15 protein-coding genes and 1 pseudogene are annotated in these 14,970 nt (G+C 64.9%); 13 read left to right on the forward strand and 3 right to left on the reverse strand.

Annotation, left to right across the window (positions count from 1 at the left end; translation table 11 throughout):
* Positions 1-39: 39 nt before the first annotated feature.
* The 5 genes from BX591_RS31735 (at position 40) to rfaE2 (ending at position 5,301) form a co-directional block, all read left to right on the forward strand.
* On the forward strand, positions 40-1,290 hold the full coding sequence (locus BX591_RS31735) for an ABC transporter substrate-binding protein (RefSeq protein ID WP_111935274.1): 1,251 nt from the start codon (positions 40-42) through the stop codon (positions 1,288-1,290).
* Between the two features lie 124 nt (positions 1,291-1,414).
* Complete coding sequence (locus BX591_RS31740; protein ID WP_111935275.1) at positions 1,415-2,272, forward strand: enoyl-CoA hydratase/isomerase family protein; 858 nt, start codon at positions 1,415-1,417, stop codon at positions 2,270-2,272.
* Positions 2,273-2,398: 126 nt separating this feature from the next.
* Complete coding sequence (locus BX591_RS31745) at positions 2,399-3,175, forward strand: PhaM family polyhydroxyalkanoate granule multifunctional regulatory protein (protein ID WP_111935276.1); 777 nt, start codon at positions 2,399-2,401, stop codon at positions 3,173-3,175.
* Positions 3,176-3,742: 567 nt separating this feature from the next.
* Positions 3,743-4,615 carry a ferritin family protein gene (locus tag BX591_RS31750; protein WP_111935277.1) on the forward strand — a complete coding sequence of 291 codons (873 nt, stop codon included), beginning with the start codon at positions 3,743-3,745 and terminating at the stop codon, positions 4,613-4,615.
* A gap of 203 nt (positions 4,616-4,818) precedes the next feature.
* Complete coding sequence (rfaE2, locus tag BX591_RS31755; protein ID WP_111935278.1) at positions 4,819-5,301, forward strand: D-glycero-beta-D-manno-heptose 1-phosphate adenylyltransferase; 483 nt, start codon at positions 4,819-4,821, stop codon at positions 5,299-5,301.
* Between the two features lie 6 nt (positions 5,302-5,307).
* Here the strand turns inward: rfaE2 and BX591_RS37065 are convergent.
* From BX591_RS37065 to BX591_RS31770, 3 genes and pseudogenes are all read right to left on the reverse strand, one after another.
* A pseudogene (locus BX591_RS37065) lies at positions 5,308-5,544 on the reverse strand (hypothetical protein); the annotation flags it as partial.
* A 61-nt stretch (positions 5,545-5,605) separates the two neighbouring features.
* Positions 5,606-6,409, reverse strand: coding sequence for a type III pantothenate kinase (locus tag BX591_RS31765; RefSeq protein WP_111935279.1), 804 nt, complete (start codon positions 6,407-6,409; stop codon positions 5,606-5,608).
* Positions 6,406-7,308: a biotin--[acetyl-CoA-carboxylase] ligase gene (locus tag BX591_RS31770; protein ID WP_111935280.1), complete on the reverse strand. Its 903-nt coding sequence runs from the start codon at positions 7,306-7,308 to the stop codon at positions 6,406-6,408. The genes BX591_RS31765 and BX591_RS31770 overlap by 4 nt, the downstream gene beginning before the upstream one ends.
* 106 nt (positions 7,309-7,414) lie before the next feature.
* On the opposite strand from BX591_RS31770, the gene BX591_RS31775 reads away from it, so the two are divergent.
* The 8 genes from BX591_RS31775 (at position 7,415) to BX591_RS31810 (ending at position 14,970) form a co-directional block, all read left to right on the forward strand.
* Positions 7,415-8,548: an MlaE family ABC transporter permease gene (locus tag BX591_RS31775; protein ID WP_111935281.1), complete on the forward strand. Its 1,134-nt coding sequence runs from the start codon at positions 7,415-7,417 to the stop codon at positions 8,546-8,548.
* Positions 8,545-9,423 (forward strand): ABC transporter ATP-binding protein, encoded by an 879-nt coding sequence (locus BX591_RS31780; protein WP_111935282.1) that lies wholly within the window; start codon positions 8,545-8,547, stop codon positions 9,421-9,423. The genes BX591_RS31775 and BX591_RS31780 overlap by 4 nt, the downstream gene beginning before the upstream one ends.
* Before the next feature lie 16 nt (positions 9,424-9,439).
* A complete protein-coding gene (locus BX591_RS31785) occupies positions 9,440-10,426 on the forward strand; it encodes an MlaD family protein (protein WP_111935283.1) in 987 nt (328 codons plus the stop codon).
* A gap of 38 nt (positions 10,427-10,464) precedes the next feature.
* Complete coding sequence (locus BX591_RS31790) at positions 10,465-11,091, forward strand: ABC-type transport auxiliary lipoprotein family protein (protein ID WP_111935284.1); 627 nt, start codon at positions 10,465-10,467, stop codon at positions 11,089-11,091.
* Between the two features lie 31 nt (positions 11,092-11,122).
* The gene (locus tag BX591_RS31795; protein ID WP_111935285.1) at positions 11,123-12,280 is read left to right on the forward strand and encodes a VanZ family protein; all 1,158 of its coding nucleotides are present in this window, start codon (positions 11,123-11,125) and stop codon (positions 12,278-12,280) included.
* 137 nt (positions 12,281-12,417) lie between these two features.
* Complete coding sequence (locus BX591_RS31800; RefSeq protein WP_035553765.1) at positions 12,418-12,741, forward strand: (2Fe-2S) ferredoxin domain-containing protein; 324 nt, start codon at positions 12,418-12,420, stop codon at positions 12,739-12,741.
* Positions 12,742-12,749: 8 nt separating this feature from the next.
* The gene (locus tag BX591_RS31805) at positions 12,750-13,394 is read left to right on the forward strand and encodes an alpha/beta hydrolase (protein WP_111935286.1); all 645 of its coding nucleotides are present in this window, start codon (positions 12,750-12,752) and stop codon (positions 13,392-13,394) included.
* A 346-nt stretch (positions 13,395-13,740) separates the two neighbouring features.
* Complete coding sequence (locus BX591_RS31810; protein WP_105510799.1) at positions 13,741-14,970, forward strand: D-alanyl-D-alanine carboxypeptidase family protein; 1,230 nt, start codon at positions 13,741-13,743, stop codon at positions 14,968-14,970.

Consider the following 14,970-nt stretch of genomic DNA (forward strand, 5'->3'; position numbering starts at 1 on the left):
TCAACAAGACAAAAACGAAAACCAACGTGAGGAGACAGCATGCCGCGATTCGCATCCATCAAACCTGGAGCCCGGCGTAGCGAAACGGTTGAAACAACCTCCGGCGCGCGCGTGAGTCCCACGCGAGGTGGCCGTGTATTTCGCGCTACGGCGCTATGCGCCGCGCTCGCCTGCGTCGCTGCGCTACCCACCGGGGCATTCGCGCAGGTCAAGATCGGCCTCGTGCTGTCGCTGACCGGACCGGCCGCGTCGCTCGGGATACCCGCACGCGACACCGCCACGTTGCTGCCGAAACAGATCGGCGGTCAGCCGGTCGAGTACATCGTGCTCGACGACGCTTCCGACACCACGCAGGCCGTGCAGGACACCAAGAAGCTGATCTCGGAGAATCACGTCGACGCGATCATCGGTTCGTCGATCACGCCGAATTCGCTTGCCATGATCGACGTGGTCGCCGAAGGTGAAACGCCCATGATCTCGCTGGCGTCGTCGGCGAAAATCATCGAACCCGTCGATGCGAAACGCCACTGGGTCTTCAAGACGCCGCAGACCGACGCGATGATGGCGTCGGCCATTACCGAGCACGCGAGCGCGCACGGCGTCAAAACCGTGGCGTTCATCGGCCAGGCCGACGCGCTCGGCGAGACCTTCTACGCCGAAGTCGCCAAGTTCGCGCAGTTGCATCACATGGACATGGTGGCGAGCGAGCGTTTCAATCGCACCGATCCGAGCGTGACCGGCCAGGTCCTCAAAATCCTCGCGACGCATCCCGACGCGGTGGTGGTCGGCGCGGCCGGCACGCCTGCCGCGCTGCCGCCGAAAACGTTGCGAGAACGCGGCTATAAAGGGTTGATCTATCACAATCATGGAGTCGGCAATAACGACTTCCTGCGCGTGTGCGGCGCCGATTGCAACGGTACGTTCCTGCCGGCGAGTCCGGTGCTGGTGGCCGCGCAATTGCCGGCGGATCATCCGGCCAAACGTCTCGCGCTGGATTACATCAAGCGCTTCGAAGCGCTGCGCGGTCCGAACAGCGTGTCGGCATTTGGCTCGTACACGTGGGACGCCGGCATGCTGCTCAACAACGCCGTGCCGGTCGCATTGAAAGCGGGCGCGCCCGGCACGCCGGAATTCCGTCGCGCGCTGCGCGACGCGCTCGAAGCGACACGCGGTCTGGCAGATACCAATGGCGTCGTCAACATGAGCGCGACAGATCACCTCGGGCTCGATCAACGGGCACGCGTGATGGTCGAGATCATGAACGGGAAGTGGGTTTATCAGCCGCGGTGAAGATAAGAGGCCGCGCGTTGGCTTGCTGCCGGCGCGCGCTAGCCGGATGGATCGTTGCAAACATCGTTGAACACGTTTTGAACGCTTTTTGACTGTACCTCACGCAAGTCACGGATTGCTCGCCATGTCTCAGACCTCACACACCAACGACGCGTTCTACGCGCATTACCAGTCGCTTCAGTTGACGCGCCATCCCGACGGCGTGCTCGAAGTCGTGATGAGCGGCGAGGGCGCCAACAAAAGCGGCCTCGCCACGGCCAACGCGCGGATGCATTACGAACTCGCCGAAATCTGGCGCGATATCGACCGCGATCCGCAGACGCGCGTGGCGATCATTCGCGGCGAAGGTAAGGGCTTTTCCGCGGGCGGCGACCTGCAACTGGTCGAAGACATGGCAACCGATTTCGACGTGCGCGCGCGGGTGTGGCGCGAGGCGCGCGACCTCGTCTACAACGTGATCAATTGCAGCAAGCCGATCGTCTCGGCCATGCATGGCCCGGCAGTCGGTGCGGGCCTGGTGGCGGGGCTGCTTGCGGATATCTCGATCGCGGCGAAGACCGCACGGATTATCGACGGTCATACGCGGCTCGGCGTTGCGGCGGGCGATCACGCGGCGATCGTCTGGCCGCTGCTGTGCGGCATGGCGAAGGCGAAGTACTACCTGATGCTGTGCGAGCCGGTGAGCGGCGAAGAGGCGGAGCGTATCGGCCTCGTCTCGCTCGCCGTCGACGAAAACGACCTGCTGCCCAAGGCATTCGAGGTGGCGCGCAAACTTGCCAACGGTTCACAGACCGCGATTCGCTGGACCAAGTACGCGTTGAACAACTGGCTGCGCTCGGCGGGACCTGCGTTCGATACGTCGCTGGCGCTGGAATTCATGGGCTTCGCCGGACCGGACGTGCGCGAAGGCGTGAATTCGCTGCGTGAGCGGCGCGCGCCGGATTTCGGCGGTGCGGACCCGTGGCGCGGCGAAGCGAAATGACGTGAATGAGGTGACGCAAGTCCCCTTCTTCAAACGCGCCTGACGCGCGGCCCCCGCACGGTATGATCGACTCCGACGCGTGCGGGCCGGCGCGCATTCCTACACTTATGCAGCGAGGCGACAAGCATGACCGATACACCCGATTCCACGCCGCCGTTTCCCGGCTTCCCCGGCTTTCCGCCCGCTGAAATGCTCGAACGCATGTGGGGCATGATGCGGCTGTCGCCGTTCGGCTCCGCGTTCTCCGGCGCGCAGCCGGCCGGAGGCATGGGACCGTCGCTGTCGATGATGTCCGACATGATGGCGCCGCTCACCAATGTCGAGGAACTCGACAAGCGCATCACCGACATGCGGGCCGTCGAGCAATGGCTCAAGCTGAATCTGAGCATGCTGCAGTCCGCGATTCAGGCGCTCGAAGTGCAGCGCGCCACGCTTGCGACGTTGCGTGCGTTCGGCGCGTTCGCGCAATCGTCGATGGCGCAGCCGGCGGCATCCGCAGCACCGAGTCCCGCGTCGGCGACGGGCTGGCCGCATCCGCAGCAAACGGCTTCGGCCAGTGGCGCGGCTGCGTCCGCCGCAGCGGAAGAACCGTCCGGCGCCGCTGACAACGAGGAAACGCCGTCGACGCCTCCGTTCGACGCGTCCGCATGGTGGAACCTGCTGCAGTCGCAGTTCAATCAGATCGCCCAGTTTGCAATGACGCAGCCGGCCGCCGCGCCGGGCGACGCCACGCCGGACGCATCGCCGGCATCGGGCGGCGAAGCCGCGGCTGATGCGTCGCAAGCGCCGCCGCCAGATGCGGAGTCGGCTGCCCGACGACCGGCTGCGAAACGGCCGCCGTCCGCTGCGAAACGCACGGCTAGCGCGAGCGCCGCACCGCGCACGGCGAAAAAGTCGACCTGAAGCTGGGAATGACCGATGAGGACGTGAACCCGCCCGTCATCGGCAAAAAGACCACACGGTGCGCCGGCGATACGGGGCGGTTCGCCGTCTGTCATGCGTTTGACCTCGAATCTCAGCCACACTCCGCGGATCGCGCGCTTTGTTGAGAGAGGTCAAGCGGACGGTGCCGCGGCGTCTGCTACCGTGCGAATTCCGTAAAGTCAGCGTGCTATCATTGTGTAAGCTTTTGTTGATTTTTGGGCGTGTGCAAAAACAACCAAACGTGCCGCCCTTGCTTCATTTGCCGCCGGTAAGACCGGCGCAGGGCTGGACGGTGCGGTTTCACCGCAGACCGGCTCGACCTCAGGCATAGGGTATCCCTCACCCACGGTTGGCCGCGCAGCGCGTAGCTTAGATAGGGCGTGCCCGCGCAAACGCCCGACTTCTTTGCTGTCAGGTGCATCTAGGCGGCTGATTACCGCGTAAAATTGAATGTTGGCCGACGCACGGCGTGATCCGTTCGTCGTCAGCGAGAGTGCTACACGTAGCAGCAGACACACACAGTATGCGCAGAACAGGGGTGGGACTATGAACACCATGCTTTATCCGGAACTTTATAAATCGCTCGAATCCGTTCGATGGGACATGGAGAAAGACATTCCCTGGGACAAGTTCGATGCATCGCTATTGACCGACGAGCAGGCCGCGACGATCAAGATGAACGCGATCACCGAATGGTCGGCCTTGCCCGCCACGGAAATGTTTCTGCGTGACAACCATCACGACAGCGATTTCTCCGCATTCATGAGCGTGTGGTTCTTCGAAGAACAGAAACATTCGCTGGTGCTGATGGAATATCTGCGCCGCTTCAAGCCTGAGCTGTGCCCGACCGAAGAAGAACTGCACGCGGTGCGCTTCGAATTCGACCCGGCGCCGCCGCTCGAAACGCTGATGCTGCACTTCTGCGGCGAAATCCGCCTGAACCACTGGTATCGCCGGGCGGCTGAATGGCATACCGAGCCGGTGATCAAGCAGATCTACGAAACCATCTCACGCGACGAAGCGCGCCATGGCGGCGCGTATCTGCGCTACATGAAAAAAGCAATGGTGCAAACGGGCGACATCGCGCGTGCTGCGTTCGCCAAGATCGGCGTGCTGATGGCGTCGGCGCGTCGCACCGAAAAGCCGCTGCATCCCACCAACCTGCACGTGAATCAGGCGCTGTTCCCGCGCGACACGATTCAGTCGCGTCTGCCGGACCCGGAGTGGCTCGAGCGCTGGCTCGACGAACAGATCTGTTTCGACGACGGTTGGGAAAAGAAGGTCGTGGAGCGGATTTTGCACAACCTGTCCATTCTGTTCGAACGCACGTTCAACACCGCGCAGGAACTGAACCGCTACCGCAAGGAAGTGGTCATGCGCCTGCAGGCAGAGCAGAAGTCGTCGGAACAGCCTGCTTGATGGCGCTTAGGCATGTGATCCGCGTCAGCGGGTTCATGCCGGGCTTTATGCCAGGCTTTATCCTAGGTTAACCGCCCGCGCCACGAATCTGGTTTTACGGTTTCAGGAACGGCCCGGCAAGCGTGAGCTTGCCGGGCCGTTTTGCTTCATGCCGTCCAGCGTGTATCGTGACGGCACTTCTTTATTCTCTTTCCGATTCCGTCATGGCTGCTACTTTTGAACGCAAGATGCTGACGCGAGAGACCCTCGTGACGCTGCGTCCCACGCTCAACGCGCCGGTGGTGTTTACCAACGGCGTGTTCGATATCCTGCATCGCGGGCATGTGACTTATCTGGCCGATGCGAAGGCGCTCGGCGCATGCCTGATCGTCGGCGTGAATAGCGACGCGTCGGTCCGCATGCTCGGCAAGGGCGACGACCGGCCGATCAACAACGAGTCGGATCGCATGGCGTTGCTGGCGGCGCTGGAAAGCGTCGACTACGTGGTGTGCTTCGGCGAGAAGACGCCGGTCGAGCTGATTTCGGCGCTACGGCCGGACGTGCTCGTCAAGGGCGGCGACTACGACATGGACGTGTTGCCGGAGTCGGCCATTGTGCGCGGATGGGGCGGCCAAGCGCTGGCGATTCCGTTCGAGCATGACCGCTCGACCACGGCGCTGTTGAAGAAAGTCCGCACGCAGAGTTGACGGCCACTGCGGCAACGCCGACGCGGCGATCGGCGCCGCCGGCGCCGGGCCGCCCACCACCGCCTGATCGGCGGCCTCAGCGGCCGTAACCGGTTGCACCCTCAACCATTCCTGATGAATCTGGCGATTCAGATGATTAGGTTCGCGCCCGCCGGCCGTGGGCGTCGGGCCGAAAACGCCGCGCACCGCGACGAATGCCAGCAGGTTGGCAAGAAACAAGATGGCGATCAGCCAGCGCAGCATTATTGGTTTTCCCCGTCCAGAAAGTGTTGAGCCGCCTTGATTCCGATCTGATGGCCGCGAGTCACGCGCCGCGTGCCACTGCACGCTCGGCGGCTATCAGCGCGAGGCCGGACAGCACGAGCGAATCGTGGCGAGTATGCGGCACTTTCAGCGCGCTCGCCACTTCGTCCACGGCGCCGCCGCTGACCACGAGCCGCACCGGCACCTGCCATTCATCCTGCAGATCGCGCCACATCCGCTCGATCAGGCCGGCCTGTGCCAGCGTGCAGCCGGCGGAGAGCGAACGCGGCGTGTCCGTCGCGAAGAACGGGCCACGACGAGCCTCGGTGGCATCCAGCAGGCCACGTGCGGCGCTGGCGTCGAGGGTCGGCAGTTGTGCGGTGTGCTCGCCGAGCGAGCGCATCATCAGCGTCCAGCCCGGCGCGATCAGACCGCCGACAAAGTTGCCGTCCGCGCGCAACGCTTCCAGCGTGGTCGCCGTGCCGAACGTCGCGATCAGCAGATGTTCGCCCGGAAACGCGGCGTGCGCGCCGATCATGCCGGCCCAGCGATCGCTGCCGAGCGCGTGCGGCGTGGTGTAGCTATTGGTCACGCCGCATTGCGTGGCGCAGGCGCGGATCGTCGTGCGCGGCAAACCTGGCCAATGGGCGTCGAGCAATGCGGTGATCCGCGCCGCCACCGCTTCGCCCGCGACATTCGAGAGCCATGCGCCGCCGGGCGCCGGCAGATTCGACCAGGATGGCTCATCCACATCGTCGTGCGCCAACGCGCCGGCCGCGATTTGCGCGCCGTTGGGTGTCACCAGCGTCCACTTGATGCGGCTATTGCCCGCGTCGATCAGCAGATAAGGTGCACCGCTCGTCATGCCGCACCGTCGGCCAGACGCAGCGAGACGTCGCCGGTTGAAATGGTTTGGCGGCCGGTCGCCGTGTCGAGCAGCAACTGGCCGCGTTCGTCGACGCCCGCCGCCACGCCGCGCGTGATTTCCTGGCCCTGTTCCAGCAGCACGACTTCGCGTCCCGCGTACGCATGCATCGCGTTCCAGCGCGCCTGGAACGGCGCGAAGCCGTCCGCGCCGAAGCGCTGCAATGCGGGTTCGAGCGCGTTCAACTCAGCGGCCAGCGTGTCGGTGAGATTGGCGTTGGGCAACGCGCGCTGTAGTGCGGTCGGCACCGTGCCGCGCGCCTGCGGCGGCACGCCGGCGTTCAGCGCGCCGACCTTGGCGGCGAGTTCGTCCGCACCCTTGACGTTGGTACCGATGCCGATCACGACCGCGCTGGCGTAGTCGGTGCTCCATGCGGTCTCGATCAGGATGCCGGCCAGCTTGTCGCCTTCCAGCAGCACGTCGTTCGGCCATTTCAACGCGATCTGGCCGGGACCGGCGACCGGCAGCGAACGCAGTCCGTCGACCAGTGCGACACCGACCGCGAGGCTCAAGCCGGCGAGCTCTTCCAGCGGACGCGGCAGCACGCACGCCACCGAAAACAGCAGCGCATTGCCCGGCTCCGCATACCACGGACGACCGCGCCGGCCGCGCCCGGCGGTCTGCAGATAGGCGACCCGGACGAGCGGCCGCGGCAGCGCATTGCTTCTATGCGGCAACGCTTTGATGCGAGTCATCAGGTCGGCGTTGGTCGAGCCGGTTTCCTCGACGATTTCGATCGGCCAGTCGTGCGCCTGCGGCCCGAACAGCGCGACGGCGCGTTCGCGGTCGATGCGCCAATCGGTCGCGGCGGCTTGGGGGGGAGTCTTGGAGGCGTTCATGCCTCATATTGTAGCGACAGCGCACCCGATGGGGCCGCCGGCGGGGCCGATCCGCCGCGCCTTCGTTACAATGGCCCCTAATCCGATAACCAGATTCTCGCGATCCTTGAACTACGACACTCCGCCCGGCCTCGAAGTCGCGGCCGGCAGCCAGGGCAAGATCGTCCGGCTCTCGGGCCAGTGGACGGCGCTCGCGCTTGCCCGCGACCGGGCGACCGGCCATGTGATCCCGCTGTTGCGCTCGCTGCTCGGAGCCGAGGGCATCCGCGAGTGGGACCTATCGCGCATCGACCGGATGGACCACGTCGGCGGCCAGGCGCTGTGGCGCTTCTGGGGCCACAAGATGCCGCCGGACACCACGTTGACCGACACGCAGCGCGACATCTTCGAGCGCATTGCGTTGCTCGACACGGTGCGCGACACGGCCGAGCCGGTGGTCAAACTCGATCCGTTCACGCGGCTGGGCGTGTCGATCTTCTCGTTCTTCGAACATCTGTACGGCGGCGTCGGCATGCTCGGGCGGGTCGTGCTCGATCTGTTGGCGATCCTGCGCAAGCCGAAGCTCGCGCCGTGGACCGAAATTTCCGCGAACGTCTATAACGCCGGCGCGAGAGCGCTGCCGATCACCGCGCTGGTCGCGTTCCTGATCGGTATCGTGTTGAGCTATCTGTCCGCGCAGCAACTGCGGCTGTTCGGCGCCAATCAGTACATCGTCAATATTCTCGGCTTGTCGGTGATTCGCGAACTGGGGCCGGTGTTGTCGGCGATCCTGGTGGCGGGGCGTTCGGGCTCGGCGATCACCGCGCAGATCGGCGTGATGCGCGTGACCGAGGAGCTCGACGCCATGCGCGTGATGGGCATTCCGCACGGCCTGCGGCTGATCCTGCCACGGGTGGTCGCGCTCGGTCTCGCGATGCCGCTGCTCGTCATGTGGACCAATATCATCGCGCTGACCGGCGGCGCGCTGGCCGCCAAGATCGTGCTCGGCATCGACATGAGCTACTTCGCGCGCGCGTTGCCGGGCGTGGTGCCAGTCGCCAATCTGTGGATCGGGCTTGGCAAGGGCGTCGCGTTCGGCATGCTGATCGCGATCGTCGGCTGTCATTTCGGCTTCCGTATCAAGGCGAATTCGCAGAGTCTCGGCGAAGGCACGACGACCTCGGTGGTGACTTCGATCACCATCGTGATTCTCGCGGACGCGGTGTTCGCGATTCTCTTCCAGAACGTGGGGCTCGGATGATCGCGCCACTCACCCAGGCCGTGCGCGGCCAGCCTGCGCCGTCGATCGCCGAGCCGGTGATCGAGGTGATCGACATCACCAAGCGTTATGGCCGCAACATCGTCCATCAGCATCTGAATCTGGAGGTGAAGCGCGGCGAGATCATGTCGATCGTCGGCGGATCGGGCTCGGGCAAGACCACGCTGGTGCGGCAGATTCTCGGGCTGGAGAAACCCTCGTCCGGCACCATCAAGCTGTTCGGCGAGGATCTCGCGACGATCTCGCCGGAAACCGCGCTGCTGATGCGCAGCCGCTCCGGCATGCTGTTTCAGCGCGGCGCGCTGTTCTCGTCGCTGTCGGTGTTCGACAACATCGCGCAGCCGGTGCGCGAACTCGGCAAGGTGCCGGAAGACCTGCTGCGCGACATCGTGATGCTCAAGCTCGAGATGGTCGGGCTACCGTGCAAGCATGCGTCGAAAATGCCGTCGGCGCTGTCGGGCGGCATGATCAAGCGGGTCGGCATTGCCCGCGCGATCGCGCTCGAACCCGAACTGCTGTTTCTCGACGAACCGACCGCCGGGCTCGATCCGCAGGCGTCCGATGAATTTGTCGAACTGATTTCCGCGCTGCATCGCGCGCTGGGACTGACGGTGGTGATGGTTACGCACGACCTCGACACCATGATCGCGCTGTCCACCCGCGTCGCCGTGCTGGCGGACCGCAAAGTGGTGGCGGCCGCGCCGGTCGAAGAGGCGGCGGGCGTCGACCATCCGTTCATCCGCGAATATTTCCTCGGCCTGCGCGGACGTCGCGCGTTGCAGGCGCTGCCGCCCGAACGTCGCGCGAAGCTGCCGCGCGCGGCGCTCGAGCCGGCGTCGTCCGAATTGCCGCTGTGAACCAGGGAACCTGAGAATGGAAAACAAATCACATGCCTTCTGGGCGGGGCTGTTCACGGTAGTCCTGCTGGCGGCCATCGCAGTGGCGGCTTTTTTGTTCAACGTCGACCGCTCCGTGCGGGTGCCGTACGATCTGATCGCGCGCACCAACGTGACGGGGCTCTATACCGACGCGGCGGTGCGCTATCGCGGGCTCGACGTCGGCAAGGTGCAGTCGATCAAATTCGACCGCGATCATCCGGGGCAAATCCTGATTCGCATTCTGGTCGACACGCACGCGCCGATTACCCGCTCGACCTTCGGCAGTTTGGGTTTTCAGGGCGTGACCGGGATCGCTTTCATCCAGCTCGACGACAACGGGCGCGATCCGTCGCCGCTGCCGTCGTCGGCGAAAGAGGTCGCGCAGTTGCCGATGCGTCCGGGCCTGCTCGATCAACTGCAGCAACGCGGCGACGTGCTGCTGCGCAAACTCGAAAAAGTCACGGAAGATGTCGACAATCTGCTGTCACCGGAGATGGTCGCGCAGTTGCACGGCACCGCGGCCAGCATCCAGAAAGCCGCCGACGGCGTCGCCACGCTGACCCAGCAATTTGCGCCGGCAGCCGGCAAGTTGCCCGGCACGATCGACCAGCTGGATCGCACGCTGGCGTCGACCAATCAGCTGATCACCAGCCTGAATCGCGTGGACGGCCCGTTCGAGACCAATCTGAACAAGGTCGGCACGGCGGCCCAGCAGGCCGGCGACGCGCTGACACAGATGAACGGCTCATTGCAGGAGCTGTCGTCGCGGGTCGGTTACGACACCTTGCCGCGCGTCAATTCGCTCGCCGAAGACGTGCGCTCCGCGGCCCGCTCGGTGGATCGTGCCGCCGACACGTTCAGCACCAATCCGAGCGGTTTGCTGTTCGGCGGCTCGCCGCGGGCAGCGCCGGGTCCGGGCGAGGCCGGTTTCACCTGGCCCGCCGGGCATGCCGCTGCGCCCACTGCCGCGGCCGCCAAATGAATTAACGAATGTGCAGGTTTGAAGAAAGGAAGATTGTCATGTCACGCTTGACCCACCGATTGTTGTCCTCGAGCGCCGCGCTGGCGGTGTTGCTCGCGTTCGGCGTGCTAGCCGCGGGCTGCGCCGGCAATCCGGCCGCGCTCGCCGACATTCGCTACGACTTCGGGCCGCCGAATCCGGCGGCGTCGGCGGGCACGTCGCCGGCCGTGAAGGTGCTCGAAGTGAGCGCGCCCGACATGCTCGAGTCCGACAAGCTGATCTACCGCCTCAGCTACGCCGACGCGCAGCAGACCGCGGCTTATGCGAACAGCCACTGGACCATGACGCCCGCGCAACTGTTGACGCAACGTCTGCGCGGCGCGCTCAGTTCGCGCGGCACCGTGCTGACGGGCGCCGACGGCGTCGCCGCGCCGGTCCTGAAGGTCGATCTGAGCGAGTTCGAGCAGGTTTTCGACAGCCAGTCCGAGAGTCACGCAGCCGTGACCGCGCGTGTCACGCTGACGCAGAGCGGCAAGGTGATCGGCCAGCGCACGTTTATCGCGCGGGCGCCGTCCAGTTCGGCGGACGCCGCCGGCGGCGCCCAGGCGCTTGCCGTCGCCAGCGACGACCTGGTCTCGCAGATCGGCGCGTGGCTCGGCGTGCAGGCGCTGGTCGCCGCGCAGTGACACGCAAGCAGCGCGCGCAACGGAGCGCTGCATGAGCGTGAAACCCTGGCAGCGCCGTCCCTCGGCGCTCGCCCGGCAGGCGTTGCTGCTGTATGCCGCGCTGATCGTGTACGGTTCGTGGTATCCGTTTTCCGGCTGGCGTTCGCTCGGCCTTGCTCCGTTTGCCTATCTGTTCGATCCCATGCCGCAGTACCTGACGGCGTTCGACGTCGTCACGAACGTGCTCGGCTATATGCCGTTCGGCGCGCTGATGGTGCTGGCGGTCTACCCGCGCTGGCGGGGCACGCTGGCCGTGGCGCTGGCCTTCGTGCTGGGCGGCTTGCTGTCGGGCACGATGGAAGCCGTGCAGACCTATCTGCCGACGCGCGTCGCCTCCAATCTCGATCTGGCCGCCAATGCGCTCGGTGCGCTGCTCGGCGCGGCGATCATGTCGCCCGCCACCGGCGCGCTGCTCGATCGCGGCTTGCTGAGGCGCTTGCGGTTGCTGTGGTTCGAGCGCGATAGCGCGGCGCTCGTCTGCCTCGTCGCGGCGTGGCCGTTCGCGACGATGTATCCCGCGCCGCGCCTGTTCGGTCTCGGCAACTGGCCGCGTACCCTGTGGCTGCGTTTCGATTCGACGACGCAGGACGCGTTGCTCGCATGGGCGCCCTCCGGCTGGCACGTCGGCGCATGGCCCGCCTTGCTCGCCGCGAGGTTGCCCGACGATACATGGGAAGCGCTGATCGCCGCGCTCAACCTGTTTGCCGCCCTCGCGCTGGCGTCGCTGCCGGTGCGTCGGCATGCGCCGCTGGTGCGTCTGCTGCTGGTGTTTGTCGTCGCGACGTTGTGCGTGAAAGTCGGCGCGACGTTTCTGCAATCGCAGTCGGGGCTTGCGTTCAATTGGGCGACGCCGGGCGCGCTGGTGGGGCTGGCAGGTGGCGCGGCGCTGGCGCTGCTGGCGCTGCGTCTGCGGCGCAGATCGCGTGCGGCGCTCGCCGCCGGCGCGCTGGTCGTTTCGCTGGTGCTGGTCAATCTGCTGCCGGTGAATCCCTATTTCGACGTCGTGCTTGCGGACTGGCGGCAAGGGCGTTATCTGCACTTCAACGGCTTGGCGCATTGGCTGGCATGGAGCTGGCCGTATGCGGCGCTGGTGTGGCTCGCGTTCGTCGTCGAGCAGGCGTGGCTCAAGCGACGCGCGAAGCGGGCATGAGGCGGCTGTGAGGTGTCGCCGCCGCGCCGTCAGCGTCGGCGATCGCCGGCCTCGCTCGCTATAATCGTTCGCACAAACGGCGCACTGCCGCGCTTACAACGCCATTCCCCACTCTTACAGTTTCGTCCCCGGACATCATGGACTCCTTCTACAAGTACCACGTCTTCTTCTGTCTGAATCAGCGCGATCCCGGCGCTGAGCGTCCGAGTTGCGCGAATTGCAACGCCCAGGCCATGCAGGAGCACGCGAAAAAACGCGTGAAGCAACTCGGTCTCGCGGGCCCCGGCCAGGTGCGCATCAACAAGGCCGGTTGCCTCGAGCGTTGCGAGCTCGGACCGGCGCTCGTCGTCTATCCGGAAGGCATCTGGTACACGTATGTGGATGAGAGCGACATCGACGAAATCGTCGATTCGCACCTGGTGAACGGCAAGGTTGTCGAGCGTCTGAAAATCGATCAATAAGCATCGCCATGAACGTACACACGAAGAAATATCTGATCGACGGCCCGGTCGGCAAGATCGAGGTCGCGCTGGATCTGCCCGACGAGGTGCGCGAGAACGGCACCGCGCCGCGCGGCATCGCGCTGGTCGCGCATCCGCATCCGTTGTTCGGCGGCACGATGGACAACAAGGTCGCGCAAACGCTCGCCCGCACCCTGGTGCAGTTGAACTACGTGACGTACCGCTCGAATTTTCGCGGCGTCGGCGAGACGCAAGGCGAACACGATGCCGGCATCGGCGAGCGCGACGATCTGCGCGCGGTGCTGGATCATATGCGCGCCGAAGCAGGGCAGGCCGATCTACCCCTCGTGCTCGCGGGGTTTTCGTTCGGCACGTTCGTGCTGTCGCACGTCGCCGCGAAGTTGCGCGAAGAACAGCAGGCGATCGAGCGGATCGTTTTCGTAGGGACCGCGGCGAGCCGCTGGGAGGTGGCGCCCGTGCCGGAGAACACGCTGGTGATTCACGGCGAGACCGACGACACGGTACCCATTCAATCGGTGTACGACTGGGCGCGGCCGCAGGAATTACCGGTGGTCGTGATTCCGGGGGCGGAACATTTTCTGCATCGCAAGCTGCATGTGCTCAAGCGGATCATCGTCGACGCGTGGCGTTAAGCAGTGCGTCGCGCCGCGTTTTCCGGGGTACAGGTACGCACAAACGCAAATTAATCGTCCCCGTTTGCGCAAAGTTACCAGGTTAGCGCGCGTATAATGAGCGCTCTTTTTTGGGCGCAGCGCCGCCCATCCGGCAGTTCGCGCGACGCGTAACCTGGTTGTTTCGTGGTTGTCTCCTCGTTGTTGCGCGCGCAGCGGTGCCGGATGCAGGGCGTGCTGCGCGAACCGATCGCGTAGCCGGAAGTCCAACGGGCGCCGCGCCGTTTTTGCGGCCAGACGCTCGCCGACCGGCTCTTCCAAACTATGCGCCCTGCGCGCGATGTATTTTTCTGCACGAATCGACCCTATGCGTTTCTCCACTTCCGGCCGCACGTCCTTCCCGTCAGTTGCTTCCTTCGTTCCTTCTTCGCTTAGTCGTGCCGTGACGCTCGGCGTCGTGCTGCCGGCCACGCTCGTGGCCAGCACCGCGTTCGCGCAAGTGCCGCCGCCCGCGGTGAATGCCCGTTCGTGGGTTCTGGTCGACGCCACCAGCAATCAGGTGCTCGCGTCGGGCAATGCCGACGAGCGCGTGGAACCGGCGTCGCTGACCAAGCTGATGACCGCGTACCTCGTCTTCGAGGCACTGCAGGCGAAAAAGATCACGATGGACCAGACGGTGATGCCGAGCGAAGCGGTGCGCCGGGTGAAAACCGACGAATCGCGCATGTTCATCGAGGCGAACAAGCCGGTAACCGTGCACGATCTGGTGTACGGCATGATCATTCAGTCGGGTAACGACGCGGCGATCGCGCTGGCCGAACTGGTCGGCGGCAGCGAGTCGCAGTTCGTCAACATGATGAACAACGAAGCGGCAAAGCTGGGCATGAAGCACACCCATTTTGCCGACGTGAACGGCATGCCCGATCCGCAGCACTACACCACGGCGGGCGACCTCGCGGTGCTGTCGGCGCGTCTGATCCGCGATTTCCCCGACTACTACAACATCTTCTCGGTCAAGGAATTCACGTACAACAAGATCAAGCAGCCGAACCGCAACCGTCTGCTGTGGATCGATCCGACCGTCGACGGTCTGAAGACCGGCCATACGCAAGCGGCCGGCTATTGCCTGATCGCGAGCGCGAAGCGTCCGCTGCCGGGCACGACCGACGGCTCGCGCCGTCTCGTCACGGTCATGATGGGCGAAACCAAAGAGCACGACCGGGTGCAGGACAGCCTGAAAATGCTGAGCTACGGCTACACCGCGTACGACACGGTGCGTCTGTACAAGGCGAACCAGGTGGTCGGCACGCCGCGTGTCTACAAGGGTGCGCAGGACACGGTGCAGATCGGCGTGAAGGGCGATCAGTACATCACCGTGCCGAAGGGCATGGGCGACAAGGTGAAGCCGCAGATCGAGCAGAACGATCCGCTGATCGCGCCGATCGCGAACGGTCAGCAGGTCGGCACGGCCAAGCTGGTCGCCGACGGCAAGGTGCTGGCGCAATTCCCGATCGTCGCGCTGCAGGCTGTGCCGCAAGCCGGCGTGGTCGGCCGCGTGTGGGATTCGCTGATGCTGATGTTCAACAAGAAGAAGTAA

It is taken from the genome of Paraburkholderia bryophila, assembly GCF_003269035.1.
In the GTDB taxonomy this organism is placed as follows: domain Bacteria; phylum Pseudomonadota; class Gammaproteobacteria; order Burkholderiales; family Burkholderiaceae; genus Paraburkholderia; species Paraburkholderia bryophila.

What these genes read in the sequence shown, in the direction of transcription:
- BX591_RS31735 (WP_111935274.1), top strand. Translation starts at nt 40, where the DNA reads ATGCCGCGATTCGCATCCATCAAACCTGGAGCCCGGCGTAGCGAAACG.
- BX591_RS31765 (WP_111935279.1), bottom strand. Translation starts at nt 6,409, where the DNA reads ATGACGAGCGGTGCACCTTATCTGCTGATCGACGCGGGCAATAGCCGC.
- BX591_RS31805 (WP_111935286.1), top strand. Translation starts at nt 12,750, where the DNA reads ATGAACGTACACACGAAGAAATATCTGATCGACGGCCCGGTCGGCAAG.
- BX591_RS31795 (WP_111935285.1), top strand. Translation starts at nt 11,123, where the DNA reads ATGAGCGTGAAACCCTGGCAGCGCCGTCCCTCGGCGCTCGCCCGGCAG.
- BX591_RS31750 (WP_111935277.1), top strand. Translation starts at nt 3,743, where the DNA reads ATGAACACCATGCTTTATCCGGAACTTTATAAATCGCTCGAATCCGTT.
- BX591_RS31785 (WP_111935283.1), top strand. Translation starts at nt 9,440, where the DNA reads ATGGAAAACAAATCACATGCCTTCTGGGCGGGGCTGTTCACGGTAGTC.
- BX591_RS31780 (WP_111935282.1), top strand. Translation starts at nt 8,545, where the DNA reads ATGATCGCGCCACTCACCCAGGCCGTGCGCGGCCAGCCTGCGCCGTCG.
- BX591_RS31740 (WP_111935275.1), top strand. Translation starts at nt 1,415, where the DNA reads ATGTCTCAGACCTCACACACCAACGACGCGTTCTACGCGCATTACCAG.
- BX591_RS31790 (WP_111935284.1), top strand. Translation starts at nt 10,465, where the DNA reads ATGTCACGCTTGACCCACCGATTGTTGTCCTCGAGCGCCGCGCTGGCG.
- BX591_RS31770 (WP_111935280.1), bottom strand. Translation starts at nt 7,308, where the DNA reads ATGAACGCCTCCAAGACTCCCCCCCAAGCCGCCGCGACCGATTGGCGC.
- BX591_RS31745 (WP_111935276.1), top strand. Translation starts at nt 2,399, where the DNA reads ATGACCGATACACCCGATTCCACGCCGCCGTTTCCCGGCTTCCCCGGC.
- rfaE2 (WP_111935278.1), top strand. Translation starts at nt 4,819, where the DNA reads ATGGCTGCTACTTTTGAACGCAAGATGCTGACGCGAGAGACCCTCGTG.
- BX591_RS31810 (WP_105510799.1), top strand. Translation starts at nt 13,741, where the DNA reads ATGCGTTTCTCCACTTCCGGCCGCACGTCCTTCCCGTCAGTTGCTTCC.
- BX591_RS31800 (WP_035553765.1), top strand. Translation starts at nt 12,418, where the DNA reads ATGGACTCCTTCTACAAGTACCACGTCTTCTTCTGTCTGAATCAGCGC.